25 protein-coding genes, 1 pseudogene and 1 other annotated feature are annotated in these 23,476 nt (G+C 56.5%); of the genes and pseudogenes, 12 read left to right on the forward strand and 14 right to left on the reverse strand.

The features are described 5' to 3' along the window. Positions 1-49: 49 nt before the first annotated feature. Together TSA66_RS16535 and TSA66_RS16540 are read right to left on the reverse strand one after the other, a co-directional pair. Positions 50-685: a hypothetical protein gene (locus tag TSA66_RS16535; protein WP_040038676.1), complete on the reverse strand. Its 636-nt coding sequence runs from the start codon at positions 683-685 to the stop codon at positions 50-52. Positions 686-775: 90 nt separating this feature from the next. Then, positions 776-1,624, reverse strand: coding sequence for a lysozyme inhibitor LprI family protein (locus tag TSA66_RS16540; RefSeq protein ID WP_157691717.1), 849 nt, complete (start codon positions 1,622-1,624; stop codon positions 776-778). Between TSA66_RS16540 and TSA66_RS16550 the strand changes: the two genes are divergently transcribed. Both TSA66_RS16550 and TSA66_RS16555 read left to right on the forward strand, forming a co-directional pair. Next, a protein-coding gene (locus tag TSA66_RS16550; protein WP_094298971.1) for an IS3 family transposase occupies positions 1,587-2,815 on the forward strand; the annotation gives its coding sequence in 2 pieces (ribosomal slippage) (positions 1,587-1,872 and positions 1,872-2,815; 1,230 coding nt in all). The genes TSA66_RS16540 and TSA66_RS16550 overlap by 38 nt on opposite strands. Then, positions 1,868-1,984 (forward strand) — a sequence feature (AL1L pseudoknot). (Overlaps the previous gene by 117 nt.) Positions 2,816-3,088: 273 nt before the next feature. Continuing rightward, on the forward strand, positions 3,089-4,354 hold the full coding sequence (locus TSA66_RS16555) for an IS110 family RNA-guided transposase (RefSeq protein ID WP_040038531.1): 1,266 nt from the start codon (positions 3,089-3,091) through the stop codon (positions 4,352-4,354). Positions 4,355-4,805: 451 nt separating this feature from the next. Here the strand turns inward: TSA66_RS16555 and TSA66_RS16560 are convergent, their stop codons facing one another. Together TSA66_RS16560 and pal are read right to left on the reverse strand one after the other, a co-directional pair. Then, positions 4,806-5,402, reverse strand: a complete 597-nt coding sequence (locus tag TSA66_RS16560) for a hypothetical protein (protein ID WP_040038530.1) — start codon at positions 5,400-5,402, stop codon at positions 4,806-4,808. 54 nt (positions 5,403-5,456) lie between these two features. Continuing rightward, complete coding sequence (pal, locus tag TSA66_RS16565) at positions 5,457-5,972, reverse strand: peptidoglycan-associated lipoprotein Pal (RefSeq protein ID WP_040038529.1); 516 nt, start codon at positions 5,970-5,972, stop codon at positions 5,457-5,459. Positions 5,973-6,133: 161 nt separating this feature from the next. Here pal and TSA66_RS16570 point away from each other — a divergent pair, with 161 nt between their 5' ends. From TSA66_RS16570 to TSA66_RS16585, 4 genes are all read left to right on the forward strand, one after another. Then, on the forward strand, positions 6,134-6,751 hold the full coding sequence (locus tag TSA66_RS16570) for a sigma-70 family RNA polymerase sigma factor (RefSeq protein ID WP_232429358.1): 618 nt from the start codon (positions 6,134-6,136) through the stop codon (positions 6,749-6,751). Continuing rightward, positions 6,748-7,599: a hypothetical protein gene (locus TSA66_RS16575; RefSeq protein ID WP_040038528.1), complete on the forward strand. Its 852-nt coding sequence runs from the start codon at positions 6,748-6,750 to the stop codon at positions 7,597-7,599. The genes TSA66_RS16570 and TSA66_RS16575 overlap by 4 nt, the downstream gene beginning before the upstream one ends. Positions 7,600-7,701: 102 nt before the next feature. Next, complete coding sequence (locus tag TSA66_RS16580; RefSeq protein WP_157691531.1) at positions 7,702-7,923, forward strand: hypothetical protein; 222 nt, start codon at positions 7,702-7,704, stop codon at positions 7,921-7,923. Next, the gene (locus tag TSA66_RS16585) at positions 7,911-8,510 is read left to right on the forward strand and encodes a hypothetical protein (protein WP_040038526.1); all 600 of its coding nucleotides are present in this window, start codon (positions 7,911-7,913) and stop codon (positions 8,508-8,510) included. Before TSA66_RS16580 ends, TSA66_RS16585 begins: the two co-directional genes overlap by 13 nt. An 83-nt stretch (positions 8,511-8,593) precedes the next feature. On the opposite strand, the gene TSA66_RS27080 is transcribed toward TSA66_RS16585, so the two are convergent. Then, positions 8,594-8,731, reverse strand: a complete 138-nt coding sequence (locus TSA66_RS27080; protein WP_157691530.1) for a hypothetical protein — start codon at positions 8,729-8,731, stop codon at positions 8,594-8,596. On the opposite strand from TSA66_RS27080, the gene TSA66_RS16590 reads away from it, so the two are divergent. From TSA66_RS16590 to TSA66_RS16605, 4 genes are all read left to right on the forward strand, one after another. Beyond that, a complete protein-coding gene (locus TSA66_RS16590; protein WP_040038525.1) occupies positions 8,730-9,413 on the forward strand; it encodes a hypothetical protein in 684 nt (227 codons plus the stop codon). The genes TSA66_RS27080 and TSA66_RS16590 overlap by 2 nt on opposite strands. A gap of 46 nt (positions 9,414-9,459) precedes the next feature. Continuing rightward, positions 9,460-10,215: a peptidylprolyl isomerase gene (locus TSA66_RS16595; RefSeq protein ID WP_040038524.1), complete on the forward strand. Its 756-nt coding sequence runs from the start codon at positions 9,460-9,462 to the stop codon at positions 10,213-10,215. Positions 10,216-10,380: 165 nt separating this feature from the next. After that, positions 10,381-11,454 (forward strand): DUF6531 domain-containing protein, encoded by a 1,074-nt coding sequence (locus TSA66_RS16600; protein ID WP_040038523.1) that lies wholly within the window; start codon positions 10,381-10,383, stop codon positions 11,452-11,454. Between the two features lie 196 nt (positions 11,455-11,650). Then, positions 11,651-12,436, forward strand: coding sequence for a hypothetical protein (locus TSA66_RS16605; protein WP_040038522.1), 786 nt, complete (start codon positions 11,651-11,653; stop codon positions 12,434-12,436). A gap of 76 nt (positions 12,437-12,512) precedes the next feature. Here the strand turns inward: TSA66_RS16605 and TSA66_RS16610 are convergent, their stop codons facing one another. The 8 genes from TSA66_RS16610 to TSA66_RS16640 all read right to left on the reverse strand — a co-directional run bounded on the left by TSA66_RS16610 (position 12,513) and on the right by TSA66_RS16640 (position 19,810). Next, positions 12,513-13,223, reverse strand: a complete 711-nt coding sequence (locus tag TSA66_RS16610; RefSeq protein WP_157691529.1) for a hypothetical protein — start codon at positions 13,221-13,223, stop codon at positions 12,513-12,515. A gap of 86 nt (positions 13,224-13,309) precedes the next feature. Further along, positions 13,310-13,957, reverse strand: coding sequence for a tetratricopeptide repeat protein (locus TSA66_RS16615; RefSeq protein ID WP_040038520.1), 648 nt, complete (start codon positions 13,955-13,957; stop codon positions 13,310-13,312). A 32-nt stretch (positions 13,958-13,989) separates the two neighbouring features. After that, the gene (locus tag TSA66_RS16620) at positions 13,990-15,420 is read right to left on the reverse strand and encodes a hypothetical protein (RefSeq protein WP_040038519.1); all 1,431 of its coding nucleotides are present in this window, start codon (positions 15,418-15,420) and stop codon (positions 13,990-13,992) included. A gap of 74 nt (positions 15,421-15,494) precedes the next feature. Next, entirely contained in the window at positions 15,495-15,809 is a 315-nt protein-coding gene (locus TSA66_RS16625) for a hypothetical protein (RefSeq protein WP_040038518.1), read from the reverse strand. Beyond that, positions 15,806-16,099, reverse strand: coding sequence for a hypothetical protein (locus TSA66_RS27085; RefSeq protein WP_157691528.1), 294 nt, complete (start codon positions 16,097-16,099; stop codon positions 15,806-15,808). Before TSA66_RS27085 ends, TSA66_RS16625 begins: the two co-directional genes overlap by 4 nt. A 21-nt stretch (positions 16,100-16,120) precedes the next feature. Next, positions 16,121-16,636 (reverse strand): hypothetical protein, encoded by a 516-nt coding sequence (locus TSA66_RS16630; RefSeq protein WP_040038517.1) that lies wholly within the window; start codon positions 16,634-16,636, stop codon positions 16,121-16,123. Positions 16,637-16,655: 19 nt separating this feature from the next. Further along, positions 16,656-16,967 carry a hypothetical protein gene (locus TSA66_RS16635; protein WP_040038516.1) on the reverse strand — a complete coding sequence of 104 codons (312 nt, stop codon included), beginning with the start codon at positions 16,965-16,967 and terminating at the stop codon, positions 16,656-16,658. Further along, on the reverse strand, positions 16,964-19,810 hold the full coding sequence (locus tag TSA66_RS16640) for a VIT domain-containing protein (RefSeq protein WP_040038515.1): 2,847 nt from the start codon (positions 19,808-19,810) through the stop codon (positions 16,964-16,966). Before TSA66_RS16640 ends, TSA66_RS16635 begins: the two co-directional genes overlap by 4 nt. Before the next feature lie 707 nt (positions 19,811-20,517). Here TSA66_RS16640 and TSA66_RS16645 point away from each other — a divergent pair. Further along, positions 20,518-21,588, forward strand: a complete 1,071-nt coding sequence (locus TSA66_RS16645; protein ID WP_040040742.1) for an IS110 family RNA-guided transposase — start codon at positions 20,518-20,520, stop codon at positions 21,586-21,588. A 496-nt stretch (positions 21,589-22,084) separates the two neighbouring features. On the opposite strand, the gene TSA66_RS16650 is transcribed toward TSA66_RS16645, so the two are convergent. After that, positions 22,085-22,840 (reverse strand): KUP/HAK/KT family potassium transporter, encoded by a 756-nt coding sequence (locus TSA66_RS16650; RefSeq protein ID WP_084199665.1) that lies wholly within the window; start codon positions 22,838-22,840, stop codon positions 22,085-22,087. A 97-nt stretch (positions 22,841-22,937) separates the two neighbouring features. On the opposite strand from TSA66_RS16650, the pseudogene TSA66_RS25690 reads away from it, so the two are divergent. Then, a pseudogene (locus tag TSA66_RS25690) lies at positions 22,938-23,476 on the forward strand (bestrophin family protein); the annotation flags it as partial.

A 23,476-nucleotide genomic window follows, 5' to 3' on the forward strand; every position in this document is an offset into this window, starting at 1 on the left:
GGTGGATCGGTTGGCCGAGAAGTTAGCCGGCAGAATGGACATGACAAACTCAAATCGAACGACTTGCAATTTCCTTTTTGCATTCATTAAGAGCGGCAAGACTGATTTCTCCGATTTCGGTCGCAAGAGTATCCAGTTTTGCGATTTCCTCCAGAAGGGACGCGGGATCGGTATTGCACAACTCCCGAAGTCTTTGCCAATTCTCGTGCATGACGCCCAGCGCTCTACCTATCGTCAGTACGTCCAGCGCGAGCAAGCCATCTGGTATCTCGAAAATCGGCAAAGCTCGTAGTGCAAGATGTGTATCTACCATTAATTCCGGTGAGACTTGGTCGAAGTCATCAAACTGAGAAGTGGAGAATGCCTTACATATGTCATTGCTGAGGCCATGTGCACGAGCCATGAGTGCCATGACAATCTTGAGCTTCTGTATCTCTGCTGCGGCCTGTTTTTTTGCTTCGAGATCACTTGCTGCGTGCGCTTGGCGGCGGCCAATTTCTGTGGCTGCAAATATCGCGGCGATGCTACCAATAGCTTGAATCCATGCTGGAGCAGCACTTTCCAACATACCCTTGAACCATAACCATCCGCCTGCAGCAATAAGGCCCAAAGACGCGAGTAGCAAAACGACGACAACAGCGCCAAATGCGAACTCAGAGGGTGTGTGGGGCGGTTCCTTTTGCATCGTGTCAGGTAAGTGGTGGACAATGTCGGACGGCTAACGTTTGCGAAAACCAGCGGCGTAGCTGCCAGGGTTGATTAGTGAGTTGGATTTTTAGCCGCCATCGCCTAGCCGCCCGCAACCGCTTACCTCCTCAAACCGATGCTGCACCAAAGTCTCCGCTGTGCCGGAATAGATCATTGGCCAAATCGTTCCACCATTTGCTTGATCTCCTGCGACAAAATTTGCCCATGCGTCGCAATAGCTCTGCCAATTTTCATGAGCGATTTCAAATGCAGCAAGTTCAGTTGAATCAAGGCGCAGCTTAATCGTTGCAACAGCATCTTCCAATAATTTCTTCTTTTCCGCGAGCGACTCGAATGCAGCGATATTCATCTCAGCTTGGCTCAACGGAGCGCCGGGATGAATTGTTTCGGAAATGAATTCATCTGCCACACGTAAGAATGCCACACAGCTCTCAAAGCAGCGCGCAACTTCATTGGAATCGATCTCGTATGCAGAGGCTATTTCGTGACAAATGATGTGCCTAAGTTCAAATGTTCTCACCACGTCGGCGAACACCTCATCCGGTTTCGACAGAATAGGCGTGTTTGCCTCACCTCGTATCTCGTGTGCCCAACGATCTGTGGTTGTACGAAGCGCTTGCAGGAAGCTTTTACCAACCAAGCTCGATAGCGCACCTTCAATATGATCTAATCGGCTAATTGGGACGATATGAGCCACCAACTCTCCCACGGTTATTGCCTTTCCATGTACTGCTCTTAGTATTGAGAAATCAAGCTTTATTGACGAAGCGAGTTTTTCTGCGTTACTAAGATGCGGTTCGCCAGCATCAATTAGATCCTTTATCGCTATGAACCGCCCCGGAAATCGAGGAGGCTCCAATATTTGAGAAAATGGAGCCATGAAGAAGAAATCAACAAGATATTCGCCGGAGATCATGGAGCGCGCAGTGCGCCTGGTCTTCGAGAGCAGGGAGCAATACGAATCGCAGTGGGCGGCGATTGAATCGATTGCGGGCAAGATTGGCTGCACGGCAGAGACGTTGCGGCGCTGGGTTCGCCAGCAAGAGCGTGATACCGGCCAGCGTTCGGGGGCAACCACGACCGAGCAGGAACGGGTTAAAGCGCTGGAGCGGGAAGTCAAGGAATTGCGCCGTGCCAACGAGATTTTGCGCCTGGCCAGCGCATATTTCGCCCAGGCGGAGCTCGACCGCCGATCGAAATCATAAAGGCATTCATCGACGAGCACCGGGAGACCTTTGGGGTCGAGCCGCTCTGTGAAGTGATGCAGATCGCCCCGTCGGCCTATTGGCGCCATGCCGCCCGGTGTCGCAATCCGATGTTGAGAAGCGCACGCACCAAGCGTGACGAAGCCTTGATTCCCCACATTGAACGTGTGTGGCATGCCAACATGCGGGTTTACGGGGCGGACAAGGTCTGGAAGCAACTGCGCCGCGAAGGCAGCGACGTGGCGCGCTGTACGGTGGAGCGACTCATGCGCAAGTGCGGCCTGCGCGGCGTCATACGAGGCAAGGCAGTGCGTACTACGCAAGCCGACAAGGCAGCGCCATGTCCGCTGGACCGTGTCAACCGGCAGTTCAAGGCGACGCGTCCAAATCAGCTCTGGGTATCGGACTTCACCTATGTCTCGACCTGGCAGGGATTCGTGTACGTGGCCTTCGTGATCGATGTGTTCGCCCGGCGCATTGTCGGCTGGCGGGTCAGCAGTTCAATGCAGACGGACTTCGTACTGGACGCACTGGAACAGGCGCTGTACGCTCGGCAGCCGGAACGGGAAGGCGGCTTGATTCACCATAGCGACCGCGGCTCACAGTACGTGTCGATTCGCTACAGCGAGCGTCTTGCCGAAGCCGGCATCGAGCCGTCAGTCGGAAGCAAGGGCGACAGCTACGACAATGCGCTTGCAGAAACGATCAACGGGTTGTACAAGGCGGAACTGATTCACCGCCGTGCGCCATGGAAGACGCGGGAAGCCGTGGAGCTGGCAACGCTGGAATGGGTATCCTGGTTTAACCATCATCGGCTGCTGGAACCGATTGGCTATATCCCGCCGGCAGAAGCTGAGGCAAACTACTACCGGCAATTAACCGGTCAGGTCGAAATGGCCTGACTCACACCAACCGGCCTCCTCAAAAGCCGGGGCGGTTCAGCGCACAACTGGCAGGTAGCTGTCAGTGAAGTCAGGACATGCACTGGGGAATTACGAATAGTCGACCCAAACACATGATGTTTGCCGCTTTGGTTTCGAATTCCCCGGTGCGCCTGGGTTCGTCAACGAATACTCAGGGCGTGCCGCTTCGCCGGCTCTCTATATTGGCTTCGCAGAGCCCAGCTTGCATGTCTGTTTCCCCTACCCATCACAATCCCCTTCCAGGAGGTGATGATGAAGCATTCATCTTCCCCAAACAACCCGGCTTTCAGTGCCTATGTCGGCATTGACTGGGCTGATCGCAAACACGATTTCTGCCTGCAAGCTGCGGATTCAACGCGGCGTGAATCCGGCATCTTCGAACACTCGCCGCAGGCCATCGCTCATTGGGCCAACACCTTGCATCAGCGGTTTCGCGGCCGCATTGCGGTCTGTGTCGAGCTTGCGCGCGGCCCCCTGGTATCTGCCCTGCAGCGCCATGATTTCCTGGTGCTGTTTCCCGTGCATCCATCAACGTTGGCCACGTACCGTCAGGCGTTTGTTCCCAGTCGCGCCAAGGATGACCCGGGCGACGCCGAACTTGCGCTGGAGATTTTGCTGCGCCATCCCGAGCGATTGCATCCGATTGCACTGCAGAGTACCGACATGCGCGCGCTCGCAGCGCTAGTGGAGGCACGCCGGGGCCTGGCTGAGCAAACGCTGCGCATCACAAACCAGCTCGTCAGCACACTCAAGCAATATTATCCGCAAGTACTAGACTGGTTTGAAGACCGTAATACGCGTTTGTTCTGCGACTTCCTGACCCGCTGGCCGACTCTATTGCATGTCAAGCGGGCACGACGCGTAACACTGGAGGAATTCTTCCATCAGCATTCAGTACGCCGTGGCTATCTCATTGACAGGCGCATTGAGGGAATCAAGGTCGCCACGTCGTTGACGAACGATCCTGCTATCGTGGGCCCGGCGCGGCTGATGATGCACACCCTGGTGGCGCAGTTGCGCGTCCTGCTGGACTCCCTGCAGCAGTATGACAGCGAAATCGACGCGACCGCCCGGCGTCTGCCGGATTACGACTTGTTTGCCAATTTGCCGGGGGCAGGCCACATTCAGGCACCGAGGCTCATGGTGGCGTTCGGTGAAGATCGTGGTCGCTACAACAGTGCGGCACAACTGCAACAGTATGCGGGTATTGCCCCGGTGATCGAGCGAAGCGGCAACAAGTGCTGGGTGCATTGGCGCATTGCCTGTCCGACGTTTCTGCGGCAAAGCTTCGTGGAATGGGCCGGTTCGACCATTCCACGTTCCTATTGGGCAGGCGCGTACTACCAGCAGCAACGTCAGAAGGGAAAGCCACATGCGATGGCCGTTCGTGCGCTTGCGATCAAGTGGATCCGTATCCTGTATCGCTGCTGGAAGAACCGTACCCCGTATGACGAGACCCGATACCTGAAAGCACTCCAGCAGCACGGCTCGCGTCTGGTCAACTCTGCGCCACTTTAATCGCCGGTTTCCTTACTGAGTAGAGGTATGTTCCGCCACCGGGTCAAGGGCAGGCTGCTAATGCAGCCTGGCGCAGCGCACCCTTGATGCGGTGAAGGAACTCCACACTTCAGATTTGCCAACGGCTTGGCATGCCGAGCCGTTGGCTTGCTAACTTGCGTTCCTCTGATGGGAAAACCCGTGAAAAACCCTTGACGGACCGGCTCAGGGCACGAAGTGGAAGTGGCGCCTTCCGGAAAGTAGCCATTCAACATGCGGTTGACCGAAGCTTGCATATAGGTTTCGAATAACAAGCAGACAGCACTTGTTCCCACTATCCAAGGGCTGTTTCATCCCCTCAAGTACATCTTTATGTCGTGGCGCTTAGGTGGCGCAGCTCCCGCCGCCGGCGGAAAACACAGGGTTTCAGTGAGCAGACTGCGTTTGAAGCCACTTGCGCCAGCAAGGATGTTTACTCGTCGGTTTGGAATGTCTGATACTTCGCACAAAAACGCGAATACGTGCCTTCCTGGCACAACTGCTGCAAGTCCTGTCGACGCACCTGTGAAAACGCACAATGTTGCACTTGGTAGAGCACCCCAGCGCCATATGGCTCAGACAATCGAGCGAAATTGTCGATTTTCTTTTTTAGCTGGGCTGATGCCTCACTCAGTTCACCTTCGGCCTGAGCAAGGCGTTCCGTGCTGCCATTGCTCAGCATTGCCTGGATTGCGCGCTTGCGTGCGGCGAGCCTGGCTTCTTCCGCCCGTAGTGCCGCCTCCTCGGCATCGAGCTCCTCTTGCTGCGTCGTTAGCATGGCATCACGCTCGGCACAATCACGTAGCTGCAGGACCGTCGGCAGATGCTCACGATATGCCTGTTCGGGCGCTTGTTGCGCTTGTTTCCGGTCTCGTCTTATGGCGGTGCTTGGTCCGACTTGCTCGCCTGCGTCATCCAGCGCGATACAGGTGGCGACGAAACCTGATTTGTCTTGCTCTGCATTACCGGCAAGAGCCATGCTGGTAGCAACCAACAGCATCACCGTAACGACCTGTCCACCTTTTAACATTTCTGTCCTTAATCATGAGCCGAAGCGCACGAAATAGCGAAAGAGACTCTCGTTCTATTCACTGAAATACTTAATATCCACGCGCCGGTTTTCGGCCCAAGCAGCCTCATCGTTACCTTCCGCCTTGGGTTGCTCCGCGCCGTAGGAAATAACTTCCATTTGCTTCTCGCCGACGCCGTAAAGAGAGAACACCTTATGCACTGATTCTGCCCTCCTTTGCCCCAGTGCGACGTTATACTCCCGGCCGCCGCGTGCATCCGTGTTGCCGATAACATAGACTTTGATTTCCCTATGGTTGGCCAGATATTTCGCGTGCGCCTCGACCAGCGGCCTGAATTCATCCTTGATCACGTACTGGTCGAAATCGAAATAAACACTGCGCTTGGCGAGAATGCTGGCCGGATCATCATGCTCTTTTCGCTGAGATTCCGGATTCATGCAGCAAGTCGGGTGCGGTTCGGGGCGTGCCCTGCGGTTGTCGGCGGTGCCGTCGTCCTTGATGGTGGGTGAACTGCACGCTGACAGCAACAACATGGCTGAGATGACGGAAAAAGCTTGAATCTTGCGCATTGAAGTCTCCTTAGTATTCGCATTCGCTCCGTTCCGAAGCAATTGAAAGCGCGGACCGCACGCGGGGCGGTGCTGCCTTTACCGCGTCGCCGCCCATAAGATATGCAACGTCGCACCAAGGCAACCGGGGTTAAACATGTACGTTGCCGATAGGATACATCTTGGCTACACTAGGCGCCATGTCTGCCGACCTATCCGACGAAGCCCTGATGCTGCGCTATTGCGAAGGCGATCTGCCGGCTTTCAAGGAGCTCTATCGGCGTCACAGCCGTGGTCTGTACGGTTTCCTGGCATGGCGTTCGCCGCGCAGGGAATGGGTGGACGAAATCGCACAGGATAGCTGGGCCAGCTTGCACCATGCCCGCTCCCGTTACCAGCCGCGGGCAAGTTTTCGCACCTACCTGTACCAGATCGCCCGCAACCGCTTGATCGACCTGCTGCGCCAGCAGCAGGAGCTGTTGGCCGGCGACCTCGGCATGGATAGCGACGGCGGAAGCTCGTTCGAACACTTGGCCGATGCGGGGCAAGACCATGTATCGCCGGAATCAATGCTCGAATCGAAACAATTGGCTGCAGACCTGCACGCGGCAATCCGTGCCCTGCCGGCCGACCAGAGGGAAGCACTGATTCTGCAACAGTTCAACGGCATGAGCCTGGATGAGATCGCCGAGCTTTGCGCCGTCCCGGCGGAAACGGTCAAGAGCAGGCTGCGCTATGCGATGCGCAAATTGCGGCAGCATTTCACCCAAGGGCAGGCTGTCCAGGAGGAACGGGCATGACGGGCAAGGATCAGTTCGACGACGAGTTCGAGGCCTTCCTGCATGGTCGGGATGATCTGTCGCGTCACTTGCGAACGTTGGCGCAGCCGGAACCGCCGGCGGAGTTGGATGCCGTGATACTGGCCAGAGCGGAAGCCGACCTGGCGCATTCCGCCGCCAATGACCCTGTCATGCCCGATGAAGCTGGCCGTGCGCAGCCGGGATTCCTGAGGCGTTGGCGTGCCCCGCTTGCGATGGCGGCGAGCGTGGTGTGTGCATTCCTGTTGCTACTGCGCTGGCAAACGCATTCTGAAGCCCCTGCACCGCTGGTTGTCGCGCAAGTTTCACCGCCGCCGGCCGTCGAGGCGCCACCGACACGGCAACCGGCGGCAATGCCCCCGGCGCAATCGGCTGCGCGCGGCGCTCTTGGCGAAAAGCCGCCTGCGGCAAAGCCACAGCCGGCAGTCCAGCGCCAGGCCGGGACATCGGTGGCCGATCCGCAAGTTGCACCTAAACCCGATGCCGGCCGCGACACCGCGATGGCCCCCGTCCAGATCGCCCAAGCAGACACGCTGGAAACCATCCCACGGGCGGGCATCATGGCGGCCCCCGCACGCGCGCCAACTCCGGCCGCCGTGCCGGGACACTCGCCGGCCGCCGATACGACAGCTATCGCGGCCCCCCCCTCCCCTTCGTCCGACCCGGAAAAGGCGAAGGCATGGGTAGCGCTGATCGAGGAATTGCTGAAGGCCGATTTGCGGCAAGATGCCCTGACCGAATGGGACAAATTCCGCAAGGCTTATCCGCAGTATCCGGTCCCGGGGAAGCTTGAAGCGCACATCGAGGCACTGCAAAAACAACCACGCTGATCTTGCATTTTTAACCCCGTTGCTCCGGCCTGATCGTTCAATCAGGCACACCCTCATGCGAGGGTGCGGAAGGTTTTTGATCGATTGATGAAGAGGGGGATCATGTCACGCGCGTGGAAAGTTCTGACCGTGCTGAGTCTGGTGCTGAACGGTGTGTGCCTGCTGTATCTGTACGCTATCAGTCATCCCAATCCTTACAGCTCGCAGTATTACGAAACCGAGCAGGTCAAGCTGGAATTGCGCCAGCTGAGGAATGGGCTTTGCGAGCTGCGCGCTTCGAGGACGCCCCAGGCTGGGCAAGGAGAAAAAGCGTGTGCGTCGTGAGGCTGAACTGGATCAGCATCGCCGCCGTGCTGCTGGCCGGTTGCGGCGGCGCCCCCGATTTTGTCTACGAGCCGCCGGCTTCCTATCGTGTTCCGTTGTCTGCCGATATCCAGGGCGTCTGGGCGCGCGAAGGCAAGGACAATGGCGAGCGGGCCCGCGTCAGCGCCCTGGCGGACGGCATGCTGCGTATCGACTTTTTCAGCACCCGGCCGGATGCCAGGCATATTCCCGATACGCCGCTGATCGCGCGGGCGCTGCGTTTCGACAATACCGACTGGCTGCTGGTCGACAGAAACAGGCTGAGCGCCTTGCAACATAGCCAGTACACAGGAAGTGCGCCTTACCGCTTGATCAAGTATGCGCTGGAAGGAGATAACCGCCTGTGCGGCATCGAACCGAGCGCCAGCCTGTTCGCCGCAGCCATCGATGCCGGTAAGTTGGAAGGCAAGGTGGAGCGCTATGCCGGGCCCTTCATGCACGTTACGGTCACGTCGCCTGGCGAGGGGTGGGTGAAATGGTGGAGTGAATTGCCGGCCTCCGAAAAGATGTTTGCGCAGCCCGTGTTTTGTTTTCAGCGGGTCGATTGATATACCGAAGGCCAGTCGAAAAATACAAATATTCACACTATTCCTCATCAGAGAAAAACTTCCGTGAAACCGTCCCTGTACTCTTATCCTCGATCGACTACTTCAGCCGTGTCTTCAATGGCTGCGTTGTTGTTCGCCTCTCTGCTTTCGACGGCGGCATCACCAGCCTCGGCGTGCATAGGAAAACCGGTCTTCAACCCGAATGCCGAATCGCGCTTCATGGATTTCCCTGACAAGTCAGTCCGGTTTGCCAGCAGTCGTGCGGAATTCAATCAGGACGACATCTTGTACATCCTGGTGCCGGACAACGCCAAGGTCGATACCAACAATGGCGATGCAACGCTGAATCGCATCGTCGATATACATGTTCTGGAATCGCCGCAGTTCCGAGAACGCGCTCCGCAATCGCTCATCAGCGGAGCGATGGTGGCACTCCAGGATGGTAAACAAGGCTATGCATGGCGGGCGTTCCAGGCAAGGCACGGCAAGACCACGCTGACTGTCGATATCGACGGCAAGAAAATAGCGCTGAATGTCGAGGTCCAACCCTACATTGCGCCTGCTCCCGAACCGGTAAAGGTGCCGCTGGAAAAAGCGACGCGCGAAAGCCCCTTCGGGATGCGAGCCGGCCAGGAGTTTGAATTCACCCTGCCGGGCGAGCTTGCGGCCGGATGGTCGGTCGACGGCCTCAAGGGAAACGGCGTGACACTGAAAAGCCTGACGCAGCTACAGCCTGCCATCGGGAGTGCTGAGCCAGCGCAGCCCAGGGTCAGGCTGGTATTCGATGCTTCAGGCAGCAATTATTCCAGCGTGCCGCAACGCTTGTCGATCCGGCGCGGCGGGGCATTCGTCGGCGAGACTTTCGAACTCTACCTGGTCTTTTATCCGATTCCGACGTGCTGAATTATCACTCGAAAAATTGTAGAAACCCTTTAGAAAAGGAATGAACATGGAATCTCAATGGATCTCAGCCACGCGCAGGGCATACCTGGCATTGGCAATGACGCTGGCTGCAACCCATGCTTGGGCTGAGAACGTGGCCGAATACAATTTTCGAGCCATCATCGCTAAAGACAAGGCCGCGATCGACCAAATTCAAGACAAGCTCAATGCAGGCGCTGACTTTGGCAAGTTGGCGATGGAAAGCAGTATCGACCGCAATTCTGCCAAGGACGGCGGGCTGATGAAGTACGCACGAGTGAGCTCGCTGCAGAGCGCTGTTGCTGCTGAACTCGAAAGCCTGAAGCCTGGACAACGTAGCGCCAAGCCGCGAAACTCCCCGTTCGGCTGGTTTGTCATCAAGCTTGAATCAGTCACAATGGTCGAGGATGACACCGCCCAACGCATACAGGCCCACAAGGAAAGAGGCGAGAAAATCCGACTTGATCGTGAGCGGCAAGAGAAGGCCAGGGCGGAGTATGAAGAAGCCCAAGCCAGATTTGAAGAGGACAAAGCCAAGTTTGAGTCCTGCGCGCGCAGGGCCGCCGATCTCGAAGGCGAAAACGACGAGCTCAATCGCAGAATCAAGATGTATAACGTGGGTGCTGAATATAACGTATCCGAGCTGCGCTCGGACCAGGCACGTTTGAAACGCAAGGTATCCAGCTTTGAACACGATTGTTCTGAAGTCGCGTACAACGATGAAATTGCGAAGGTGTGCTCGCATCCCGCCTACCAAAGCCGCTGGTGCAGCGCGTTCAGATGACGTCGGCAGAAGAGAATCCGGTGAAGCGGTGGAGCGGGCGATCCGCATCCCCGATTTCATGCTGCCACTGCTCAGGCTCCAGAAGGCGACCTACAAATTGATATGGCAGAATTTTCTTTCCGAGCATCCGCTTAACTACTTTAACTACTACAGAAGAAGACTCTTATGATCCGGCGAAATTTACTTCTTGTTAGCCTCTTTTTCACTTCAATCAACGCTTCCTGGGCTGAGCCGCCCAAAGTGGTTGAAATTCCAGACGGCAGCTTTTACGTTGTCAAAGGCGTCAACGTACGTAACGGTAATTTCTCAATCACCTTTAAGACCTCGGCCGACAATAACGACCCTTCCGGCATCCCCTTCGACCGAATCTACAACTCCAAATCCGAACATCAAGGATCGTATGGATTGGGCTGGGGTACAGCGATGGACAATACCGTTTCTTTTCTCACCGACGGTGATTTGGTGATCCAGGAAAATGGTACGGGCGCTTTCACGCATTACCGTCTCAAAGACGATAGCCCAGGGCAGGCGTATGTAAGCACAGAAGCCGTCAATAAGCGCTATTTGACCGAGGCCGAAAACCAGGCGCGCGCCGCCAAGGAGCAATTGCGGCAAGCTCTTGTCAAGAAGGGCACGATTCCAGACCAGAGCCCCATCGAGCCGCTGTCCTTGGGGCCGATCCCGGACCGCTCGGTATTCGTAGTTGAAGGCGCTTTCAAGGGCGACATCTGCCGCGAGAACAGCCAGATCCGTCGTGAAGGCGATCGCATGATCCGCGTTTTTGGAAACCAATGCCCGACCGCCAGCGAAACTTACACGCTAAAAGGTGCGTTAGTCCATGTGGAAAGCCGCCAGACTCGTACCGGCGCATCGCTCAACGTCACCAGGGATCCAAAGACCACGCTGATTACCTCGGTCACCGATGAAAAGGGAAAAGTCACGCGCTTCCGATATGACGCTAAAAGGCGTCTTGTCTGGCAGGAGTTTCCTTCCGGGGAAACGGAAAAATTTGAGTACGACGATCATGACAACATGACTGCAATCATCTATCTCGATGACAGCAAGCAGACCATTGCCTATGATGCGCAGGATCGGGTGCTTTCTGTCACTCCGCGCAGAGGCCCAGCCGCAAGCTTTGATTATCTCCCGGACCCTTATGATCCGAGCATTTCAATTACACGTGTAACGATCTCGGAGGGTAATCAAAAGGAGGTCGTCGTTTTCAAGCTACTCAATTGAACGCCTTGAAATAAATGGCGTTCAAGAGGGCCGCGGTATGAAAATCTTTAATTGGATTCTTTAAGATGAAAGAGCGAGTTCCAATTTGAGAAAATGGTGGCGAGCGAGGCCGTACGCCCACACGAGTCATCAACAGTAAAAGCTCACTTGTGAAACGCTTCCAATACTTTTTTATCTGTGCTCGAAGGACTCAACCATGCCTGCCTTGGCTGCATGGTTGCTCGCATTACTGATCTTGACTGCAGCATCATCCGTTTCGGCCTGTATCGATAAGCCCAGGATCAACCTGCAGCCGCAATCAGACTTCGTGGATGCCTCCGACAAAACCATCCGCTTTGGTCGCGGCAAAGTGGATCAGAATCAGGATGACATGCTGTATATCCTGCTGCCGAAGAGCGCCAAAGTCGACACCGGCAACGTACCACTCAATCGCATCGTCGATATGCGCGTCCTGGATTCGCCACGATTCAGGGAGCTCGCACCGATACTTGCAATGGAAGCGATGGTGCCTCTTCAAAATAGCAGGAATGGCTATACCTGGTGGGCGTTTCGGGCCATGGGTGGTATTACGATCCTGACCACGGATATAGGGGCAAAGAGAACGGCGACAAATATCAATGTCAGATCCCACATTCCGCCTGCTCCTGAACCGATAAAGATCTCGCTGGAGAAAGCCACGCAGGAAAACCTGTTCGATATGACAGCAGGCCAGGCATTTGAGATCACCTTGCCCGGTGAGCTTGCTGACGGATGGAATGTTGATAACCTCAAGGAAACTGGGGTGACGCTGAAAAGCCTGACGCAGGCGTCATCTGTCGTCGGTGCGGGGGGATCATCCCAGCCCGGTGCCAGGCTGCTATTCGAAGCATCGGGCAACAGTGCTTCCAGTAGCCCGCGATACCTTTCGCTCAGGCACGGCGGAAAATTCAGCGGCGAGAACTTTAATATCTGTCTGGTCTTTTATTCGGTTCCGGCATGCTGACGGCTGATTCAAGATCCTGTGCAGATATTCGATATGGTAAATGCACGAGCCGCACGCAAGCCCCCTGCCTTGCCGATTAGCGCTTCTCTTGCCGTTCTTTCTTCAAAAACCAGTTTGAACGGGTGTCGGCATAACAGGTCACATCCCAGTTATTTCCCGATTCGGTGTGATCGCATCTGCAATTGGTGAAAGAAGCCCACGGCCCTTCTTCGTTCATGAAGCGGCTTTTAAGCTGCGGGCAAATTTTGTCTGCCATTTCTTCCATTGAAAAACTGGGAGCGTCGTCGTAGAAGTACCCGCCGTCGACCTTATGCACCTTCACCCGATTGCGCGCGGAATACCCTGGGTATGCCATGGGAAGTGTGTGCCAATTGGCATCGATCTGAGCTTGGCGCTCACTTGCTTTCCTTGACTCGGCTTCTTTCTGCTGTTTTATTTTTTCAATCTCAAGGCTGCGCTTTTCCACTGCATTCAAGGTCTCTAACGCTTCTCGATAGAATTTTCCTTTGGTGCCGGTTTCGTTCAAATACCTTTCAAGCATGCGCCTGCCTTTCTCGATATCGTCCATCTTGAACAGGGCATATCCATAATGGTAGTAAAACGTATCAGGAAGCTTGGTGCCGAGTTTCTCCGCTTTTGCAAGGCTTGCCGTGGCTTGCGCATAATCATTCGCATCCAGCGCCGTCTTGGCTTGCAACAGCAGACGGTCGGCTTCGATTTCAGGCGCGAGCGCCAAGGCCACCGCCGAAAATGAGAGCGCAACCAGCAACAAGCCGATGCGTTTCATGAGCGCTTCCTTCTTCACCCAGTTTTGACCTTTGTTCACTTGCGTCTGCCGCCATCGAAGACGGTAACGCCAAACTCGCTTTTACCTTATCGTTGCGGCTTGCTCGGAGCGGTGTAGCGTTTGTTGCACCACGTGTTGGGAGCTTCATTAAATTCCCAGACCCGCTTGGATGCAGACTCGGCAGCTTCCAATAGCGCTTTTGAGCCGCTCATGCCGTCCATGCAACCATACTTGCCATAATTCTGGCATTTTTGCCATGCTCTTTCCTTACGGTCTTCTAACTCTTTTCTGTAGTCATCGTACTCTTGGGTTTTGCAATTCCGCATATTGGCCTCATAGCGGTTTTGCTCCTGCGTATACTTCGCCATCGCGTCCGTATAGGCTTTTTCCGCTTTCGTCCATTCGAGGTCGGCCTGGTTGAAACCTTCCAGGGCTTCCCGATAAAACTTACCTCGCGTCCCCGTTTGGTTCAGATATTGTTCATAAGCGGCACGCGCCTTTTCCCACTTCTTGGCACCGCTATACGCTTTGCCAAAATGAAAATAAAAGGTATCAGGCATTTTTACGTTCAGCACCGCCGCTTTTTCAAAACTCTGGATCGCAATCTCGTAATCATTGGCATCCAGTGCCGTCTTGGCTTGCAACAAAAGCCGGTCCGCTTCGATTTGGGGCGGAAGTGCCCACGCGTTGGTGGACAAGATCAAGGCGAACAATATCGAGGTCAGGTGTTTCATGGTTTTGGCCTTCATTCAGCAAGAGTGTCAATCTAATCTAGGATGCTGTTGGTAATCGACGATCCGGTTTTCGAACGCTGATTCCATTCCTTCTGCATCAGCTTGCGCGCATCTTTTTCCGTCGGTCCTTTGGTGCGTACCTGTTCATTGGTACACTCGTTTAAATTATTGAAGTTTTTCGGGTTACATGTCTGGCGCACGTTTTTCTCGCATTGGCGGTAATGCTTCTGCTGTTCGTAGTAGGGCTCGCAGCGAGTCCTGATCGGATCCCACTTCGCATGCCATTCGCGTGCCTCCTTTTCTCGTTCCTCTTTCCTCCGACGTGCTATTCCCTCTCTGCACTTTTCATCACAATCACTAGTGACAAGGTACAGGTCGGGAACCTCATTGCCACCGCGCGCCGTATTACATTCACCCTCGCTTGTGCCTGCTGGCGGCTGCGGACGCGGGCATTGCGCGCGTACGTAACAGGCATCAATATCGCGCAAAATGTCCTGGCAGGCTGCCTCGGCCGTGCGGCGATAGCTGGCGGTTTCTTGCGCGAGTTTTTTCCGGATCGCGGTTCGCTCAGTGCTTTCGTCCAGCAAGTCGTGAATGCTCTCTGGCGGACGCCTGCCTGCGCCATCCAGCACGCTGGCGCCGAGCCCGGGTGCCGATGGTTCCTTTTCCTTGTTTTGCGCCTTGTTGCCCGCGGCTTCCTTATCCTGTTTTGCCGCGTCCTTTTTGTCCTTCTCTTCCTGCTTCTGGCAAAACACAAATTTGGCGGCGGCACCGGGCTTGCTGCACAGCTTGTCGACCGCATCTTCCAGCATCGTCAATTCCGATACGCCGGACTCCGGGCAAAGTATCAAGTCTTGCAGGCTGTATATCCCCTGTTTGAAGGCATTCTGTGCCGTCTTAGCGTCCACTTTCCATTGTCCAGCCTCTGCAGGTTTGCACAGGTCATAATGCCCAAAGACGTCATCCCAGCTGGGGCTGCCCGGCACATTGAAGGAATGTTGCCCTCCCGGCCGCACAGCGGTGCCGGTATTGAAGCGGTGCCTGAAACCCAGCATATCGATGGTATGCGCTCCCGTCACATTGACTGAAGCATGGCCGTCGATATATAGCTCGATGAGGCCTGCCGCCTTCCGCAATTCCGGCGGCAGACTGTCGGGGCTGAACCATAGCCTGTCCCCCCGCTTGCGCTGGTCCCGGAACTGGATACTGGTCAGCTTCCAAGACAATGTGTAGTTGCCGACCGGTTCGCCCATCAGAGCCCACAGCTTCCAGTTGATCTGATAATCCGCGCATACTTTCTGCACGATGGCGGAATGGGTGTCGAAGCAATGTGTACCGTTGTTCCCCACGGGGACAAGCGTCCCTTGACCACCCGGTTCCTTGTCGGCGCACCAAGCGACCGTAGGAGCCAGCAAGCATGCGAACACGAACGCCAACAGGCGTTTGGCTCGATTCAGTGTCATTACAGGTGCTCCCCTTCTTTGGTCCCCGCCAAATTCGTCACTTTGGCAAATTATTTTATTCTGGGCAAATATATTTACTTCATCCCGGGCAAGACATACGCCGGCCGTTGCGGAATCGGTACCGGTTCGAAGCGGACGGCTCCGCCATTCGAGCCGTAATAGGGATCGCCGCGCCCCATTTCCTGAAAAGCCGCCCAGCAGCGGTTCTTCTCCTGCCGATATTCATGGCGACAGACGCCACCCGTATGGCGGTCGTGGCGGCAGGGCGCATAGCCGTTGTCGGCGTCGGCCAGGCAGGCGCGATAGTTCGCCTGCGACCAGGATTCGGCGCCGGCTACACTTATCCAGCACGCAAACAAGCAGACAGCGAGAATCCGCAGCATTTTCATTGCGCGTCCCTTCCTTGCCTGCGCTGTTCTTTGGCTCGCCTTTCTGCCTCGATCCTGCCAGTGTCCGCCCGATGCTCTTTCCTGACATTGTCATAGCAGGTGTCATTCAGCGAGCGGGCGGTATCCCAGCAATTGCCGTTCTTGTACCCAGGGCTTTGGTCGAGGCATCTCAATAGTGCCGAAGAAGCCATCTGATGGCAGTGCAGCAATTCATCGGAGGTTGGTGAGGCAAGTGCTGCCGGCGCCGCGCATGCCAGGACTGCAAGCAAATATGAGCGGATCAAAACCATGTTGTCGCTCCGGTCAGATGACTATTTCTCTTGTACTGCCTTTTCATGCAGCACCGCATCGAGCGCTTCGGCATGAAGGTGTCGCATGTGAGCGCCGTGGTTACTGGATAACAGCTCGAATGTCAGTGCGTCGTTCCGGTTGATGACGATCAGGGTCGGAAAGCCGGTCAGGCGCGCCGAGTACTCGGACAGCACGATGCCGCTGCTGACCGGCTTGCCGTCGATGGCCAGCAGAAAGCAGTGATCCTGCAACCGCTGGGCGGATTCGATGCCGATGAAGCGCGCGGAATCCAGCGTCCAGCGTCCGTTGCTCCGATTCCAGGCAATGACGTCGCGCTCGGTCAGTGTCGGTGGCGTGGTCGGCAGCGGCATGGCCTGCAACCTGCCGGCAGAAGCCGGCGATGCCTCCAGGTCGCACTGGATGCCGCTGGTCGTACCGACCGGATCGGTGATCCACAGCGCCAGTCGTGCCGAGTCGGCAGCCGCTGCACTGGCCGCAAAGGCCAGGCCACCCAGAAATATAAGAATTTTTTTCATACTGGATTCTGTATGTCTGTCATGAGGAGGGTTCAATCAGGATGTGCAGCTCGCGCTTGTCCTGGATGCATTCACCGAACTTCACGTAGGTGCGGCTGGCGGCGTCCGTGCCGCGATAAGCGGCCTTGCCGCCGGTGTCGACGAAGCGCAGGTAATGTCCGTACAGGTCGACAATCACTGGCCCGTTGAGCAGTGCGACGCTCAACCGGTAATCGTCGCGTCCGGCATTGGCTGCATCCACCAGCACCCTACCCTCGTCATCGGTGACCCGCAACGTCACGGTGGGCGAGCGGCGCAGGACGCCGGCGAGCATGCGAGTCAACGTGATCATTTCGGCTTGACCTCGAATTCGCCAACGAAGACTGTGTTGCCGCGCTCCTTCAGCCGTAGCGTGATCATTTGGTCTTTCTCAGAAGGCGTTCCGAATCCGCTCGACAGCTTCACCTGAAGGGTCGTGGCGCCCGCAACAATCTGTTGGCGGGAACCGAAGAAATTCGCTTCGATCCGGTACTTGCCGGGCTTCGCCTCGCGCAGCGAAAACTCTTCCGGGCCGTAGCCGCCGGTGAAGTCGCGTGACATGCGCCCGCCCTGGTAGGTGAAGCGGTGCGCGTAATAGCACTTCTCGCCGTTGGGATCGGTCACCCATAGGTCCATGTCGCTGTTGTCGGCGTCCCAAGTCAGCACCGCGCGCAAATCGAGCGGCAGGTTCTTCAGGAAGCGGGCATCGATGCGGCTGGTGTCGAGCGCAGGCTGCGACGGAGCGGCGGCGATGATCGCGTTCATTTCCGCCAGCGCAATCAGCTCGATTTCGGCAAAACGCGCATCCCACGGACGCACCACCACTTCGTTCAGCTGGTCGATCGCCAGCTGGTAATGCTTGGCCGCTGCATGCGCAAGGCCGAGGTCGCGGAAGGATTGCGGCTCCTCTTCCGCCAGGTACTGCACCTTCTCGAATACCGGAATGGCGAGTTCGGGCGCGTCCGCCTGCAGCAGCCGGTAACCGAGGATGCGCAGCACATGGCGGTTTTCCAGGTCCATCTCGGCCAAGTTGGATAGCACGCGCAAGGCCAGGTCGCGCTGCCCCTTGTCGATCAGCATGTCGGCCGCGTCGAGATAGAAGGCGCTGCTATTGGCATATGAAGGCTTTTCATCCAGGTACACTTGATACAAAGTGTCGGCGCTGGCTGCAGTCATGCGGGCGATGTAGGGGGCGTCGGAGCGCCATTTTTTCAGGGAAATGCCGATGTCGGACGGCGCCGGCTCACGTGCCGTTGCTGTCGGCGATGCTGCCCGCTGCGCGCCGGCGGCATCACTTTGCCGGAGTAGTCCCATCACTGGCGCGGGAGCCGCCATTGCCACCGGCGCAGCTTGCCCCGGCATGGGCACGGCCTTGGTTTCAGCTTTTTGCGGCGGCTCACCCTTCGGATAGGCTTTTTCCCACCACGCCACTTTTTGCTCGAATTCTTGCAGCACGCGCTCCAAGTGCTTCTCGCGCTTGCTTGTCAGCTCGGCGCCGCGCAGCGCCTTCATCCGCTCATATGCCGTCAGATACTCGGACGGCGGCATGACGTCATAGCGCACGTAGTCTTCCAACCGGTCAAGCACGATCAGTGACGTTTCGCGAGTCGGCATGGCGAATTGGTTTCCCAGCCGGCGGATTGCCCCGCGGTTGACTTCAAAATCGGCTTCGAGCGCGTGCAACTTGGAGCTTGCCCATAAATAGGCAGCGAGCGCATGCGTCGGTGCCCCAGCTGACACAGCCAATGTCACATCTTTCGGCTGGCCTTGCTGGAGCACGGTCACTGTTAGCTTCGCGCTGCCGTTGATGAGCTTACCTGCTACGCGGAGCAATCCTTGCGGATCGGGGGAGTCGGCCAGCACCTCGGTTGCGCCTACAGCACTGATGTTACGGACATGAGCACCTTCCGTCAGCAGGGCTTGAGCGGCGGCGCCAGGCTTGTCCGGCAACACCTGAACCAGCCGGCCACCGCTGCGCTCGGCCAGCGCAGCCAGGCGGCCGGTGTCGGCGGCCAGCGAAGAATTGAGCGCGTATAGGCGCTGACCTGCGGCCAGTTCGGGGAATCGGCTCGCGCCATAGTTCAGCAAACCATCGCTCACCAGCAGATATTCCTCGACATCCGCTTGCGGCTGCCAACCAGCCAGCGCGCTGGCGCCGTCGTAGACGGTATTCTGCAATGCGTTGCGCAGCGCCTCCCAATTACCGTCGACGATATGGAAAACAGCAGTCGATTCGGCGCGGTCGCGCAATCTGGTCAGCCGCACTTCGGCATTGCCCACCGCCTTGAAATAGCGGTCGAGTTCCGCCAGTTCGGCATCACGCGCGCGTGCCGCGCCGGAGCCAGAGCTATCCCAGAGCAAACCGACGATCTTCGGCAGCGGCCGTGCTGCGCGTTTGGTCGAAACCGGAATTTCGGCGACGAAGTAAGTGTGGCCGTCGTGTTCCTGGATATAGGTCTGGGGCTGCACACTGGCTTGGGTAACGATGTTCAGCATGCCGCTCGGGGCGAAGCGACTTTTCGCCACGTGTGCCTGGTAGGTCGAGCCTTGTCTGCTGAAGCTTACGGCGCCGAGCGCACCGCTCACTTTCGGCACAGCTCCATTGCCATGAACTTTCAGCGTCAGATCGAACTCCTGCAATCGCTCGCCATACGCCAGCGGCAGGCGGTAGGACCAGTACATGCCATCGCGCGGCAGCGCTTCGGCATATTTCAGCTCCACCATGCGCGTGCCGAGCGCGGCAATCGGGTAAACCCGCAGCTTGAAATTGCTACCCTGAGTGTTTTCAAGGAGAGCCGGGTCGATATTGCGGCGCTCAATTGCTTCAAAAATCTGTCGGCCCTTGGCTTTTTCTACCGGCACGGCGGGACGCAACTTGCCATCGACATCGAGCGCAAAACCGGTAATTTGCTGCCCGGCCAGCAGCGGGAACTGCAAATGGCCTTCGAGCGGCCTCGGATTGGGGTTAAAGAACACCATTTGCACTGTGGTTTGTGCCATGCCGCCGCTGAGTTCGCCACTGATGCGCAAGCTTTGCAACTGGATTGGTTTTTCAGCATCGGCGCTTGCCATCAAACGAGTGGAGTCCGGGATGGATTGCGCAGATGTTATGGCACTAGCAAGCAGCAAAAATAAGGTAAATAGGCGAGAAACCATGCAATTCTCCAGAAATCCGGCACAGCCGACTTGCTAGATGAAACGAAAGCGACGAATAAATGGGGTTAAAAATGCTATGCAGTGCGAGGACTGTGCTCCATCATATCCACAATTGCACAATGGAAATAGATACTCATTGCAGTTTGGGCATCAAACGCGCTTTCGATGGGTTTGCCCACTCGGTTGGGCTCCATTTCTTAACGTCGCGAAGGCATGCCCGCTGTCCACTGCCATTGACGTATTTACAAGAACGAGAAGAAAGGCCAGCAATGTATGGGGCTAGCCGCAGCGCAGTGAAAACGACAACGATCAAAAAGCATGCGCTGGGAATCACTTTTGCAGTACGCGCGGCGCTGTCAACAAAACTGCTGTCCAGAATTCCCTATTAGTTATTGAACATCCGTTCTTGGGATAGTGACGCCACTTTGGAAGATCGTTTTTGGCCGATTCTGTTGAAAAACTCTCGAGAAATATTTATTTGCTATCGAAGCGAGTGCATTAGGTCAAGGGAGTAGCGCATTTTCCTGCTTTTCTATATGACTAATTCGTTTGACGAATCGTTATGGCAGCAATCTGCCTTGTCGGATATTTCTGGAAGGCTTTTTCAAATGTAAGGGACTTCCCCGTCCCGAAGCGACGTTGAAGTCGCAAGGCATCAAGTGCCAAGATTGAGGTGTCACCGTTCAATCTAACCAGGAGGGGAAGTCATGCACCAGCTTACTACCATCGGGATTGATCTCGCAAAGGATGTCATCGCGGCATGCGTCATGGATCAATATGGCGCCGTCACCGAACAACGGGTGTTACGCAGAGAAGCATTCGAACGCTGGGCAGCGCAATTGGAACCTGCCATGGTTGCCATGGAAGCCTGCGGTTCTGCACACCACTGGGGAAGGTGGTTTGCCGCACGCGGCCACACGACCCGGCTAATTGCGCCGGAATTCGTGGTGCCGTTTCGCAAAGGGGGCAAGAACGATACCGCCGATGCAGAAGCGGTCGCTATTGCTGCCCGCCAACCAACGATGCGTTTTGTCCCGATCAAGACAGCTGACCAGCAAGCAATGCTGGCCTGGCACTGCGCACGGGAAGGCTGGAAGGAAGAACGTGTTGCGCTGCTCAACCGCGTGCGCGGGCTGCTGGCCGAGTATGGTGTCGTCATCCCCCGGTCGCCAGAGCGGTTGCTGACCGCCTTGCCGGCGCTGACTGAAGACGCTCGCCTGCCTGATCGGATTCACGCGTTATTGCTGGAAGTGCGGGAACAACTGAGTGCATTGCATGCCAGATTGGCCAAATGCGATGCGCATATTGCTGCCCATGCAAACCACAGTACTGCTGCACAGCGTGCGATGCAGCTCACTGGAGTGGGGCCCGTTACCGCCAGTGCGCTGGCTGCCACGGTGCCCGACGCCCGGGTGTTCAGGAACGGCCGACGATTTGGTGCCTGGCTGGGGCTGACACCGCGCCAACATAGTTCAGGCGGCAAGACGCGTCTTGGCCGCATCAGCCTGCACGGTAACGTCTATTTGCGCAACCTGTTGATCCAGGGAGCGCGCAGCACGTTACAGAGTGCCTTGCGGGCCGATCCAGCCAAGGCAAACCGCCTGCAGCGCTGGATCAGTGCACTTTACGGCCGCAAAGGCTATTTCAAGACGGTGATTGCCATTGCCAACAAACATGCACGGATGCTGTGGGCGATGCTGGCCAGGGACGAGAACTATGATGCATCGGCCTGGCAACGGCATCCCATGACTTCCATTGCGTCACCAAAGAATCCATGAATCTCTGATGTACAGCCCGGTACGATAGCAAGACGAGGTTGGACCGAACGAGAGAAGAGCCCGCCGATTCTGTTGGCTGGCATTGATTGCAGCAGTTGATCCCTGCTGCAACGCCGAGCCGGATTTCAAATGGGGCACTCTCGTGCGGCTAATATCGTGGCCCGCGCCAGCTCCTGGACGCAACAAGGCCGTTTGCAAAGACGCAGTCTGTACCTTTGCTTGCCGTTGTATCCGCTGCCATCTATCGAACATATGACTACAGTAACTGGGCCTCCGCGATGGTTGCGGTGCCTGCTGCCGCAGGCACCGCCTTCATTTCTCTTTGACTCTCAGGGGAAGTCCTTGCAAACAGAATCGGCCGCTGTGAGCCTATTTGGGAATCCATGGTGATGTCCGTTCCAGACGACTGTCAGGAACGCATGACATGGAACAGTCGATCCTAAGAAGCCATTCATGACTTTCTGGCGCCGTCGAAATCCGCGAATTGCACCTATATCTATATTTCTACTTGCGTCCCAAGTTCGATGACTCTATTGGCCTGCACCCGGTAGTAATCCGCTGCATCGCGCGCATTGCGTGACATTGTTGCAAACAATGCTTCCCGCCACAATGCCATGCCGCTGCCAACCCGCGGGATGACGTTCTGCCGTGCAATGAAGTAGGATGTTTGCATCGGGTCGAGATCGAGTCCCACTTCCTTACACTGACTAAGCGCCTGAGGAATGTCGCGTTCATCCATGAACCCGTAATGGATATTTACCTGGTAGCAGTTGTGACCAAGATTTTCCACCTGCACCCGCTGAGAGGATGGAACACGAGGAAGGTCTTCGTTTTTCACCGTCAGGAATACGGTGCGCTCGTGCAGAATCTTGTTGTGCAGAAGGTTGTGGAGCATCGCGTGTGGCACGTCGTCCCCTTCCGCACGAAAGAATACTGCGGTGCCTTCCACACGTATCGGTGCGCCGATAAACAGGGGCTGGAGAAAATCGTGGAGCGGAACGAGATGGCGCTGAAGGTTTTCGTATACCAAGTGCCGCCCTTCCTTCCACGTCGTCATCACGAGCGTGGCAACCGCACCCAACACCAGCGGGAACCAGCCAACCAGCGGTATCCGGTAACGATGACGCCCAGTCGGGGGATTGATAGATTGCACCGGACGACTGGCAATGACGTGGGGATCCTTCCAGAAGCCGACAGGGGATGCAGAGCAGATCGAACCCGCGTCATTCGCAAATGAGCAGTCTTGCCTCAAGTGTCTCCACCAGCGAGCCGGCCACTGCTTTCGCGCGGTAGCTCGCGTCTAAGCTCCTGCAGTAGAATCGTTTTCTCATTTCATTCCTGCCAAGACCATGATCGTGCGCGACCGCCCCTCGGGCCTGAAGCTGTTCTTCGTTCTGAAGGGGTCGATCCTGCCGCGTGTGGCCGTCGTGCTGTTCATTAACATCATCCTGGCCGTGGCCGTCACTGCGCTGCACGGCTCGTTCTTTGACCTCAAGGTCACTTTGACGCCCATACCGTTCACGCTGATCGGGTTGGCGCTGGCCATCTTCCTCGGCTTTCGCAATTCGGCCGCCTATGATCGCTATTGGGAAGGCCGTAAGTTGTGGGGACAGCTCGTGTACGAAAGCCGCAATCTCGCGCGCCAATGCCAAAGTTTGATTGCTGCCGCCATGCCGTTACGCTTTGAGGACGGATTGGCGGACGTGCGGATGCGCATGATCATGCGTGCCATCGCTTATGCTCATGCCCTGCGCCAGCGCTTGCGTGATCGGGCGACTCCTGTGCGATTGACGCAGCAGTTGGAGGAACTGCGTCCCTTCCTGACTGCCGAAGAATTTTCTGGGCTGCGCGCGCCGGCGGACAATCTGAACCTGCTGATGCGTAGCAT

Source organism: Noviherbaspirillum autotrophicum (genome assembly GCF_000818395.1).
GTDB classification, from domain to species: domain Bacteria; phylum Pseudomonadota; class Gammaproteobacteria; order Burkholderiales; family Burkholderiaceae_D; genus Noviherbaspirillum; species Noviherbaspirillum autotrophicum.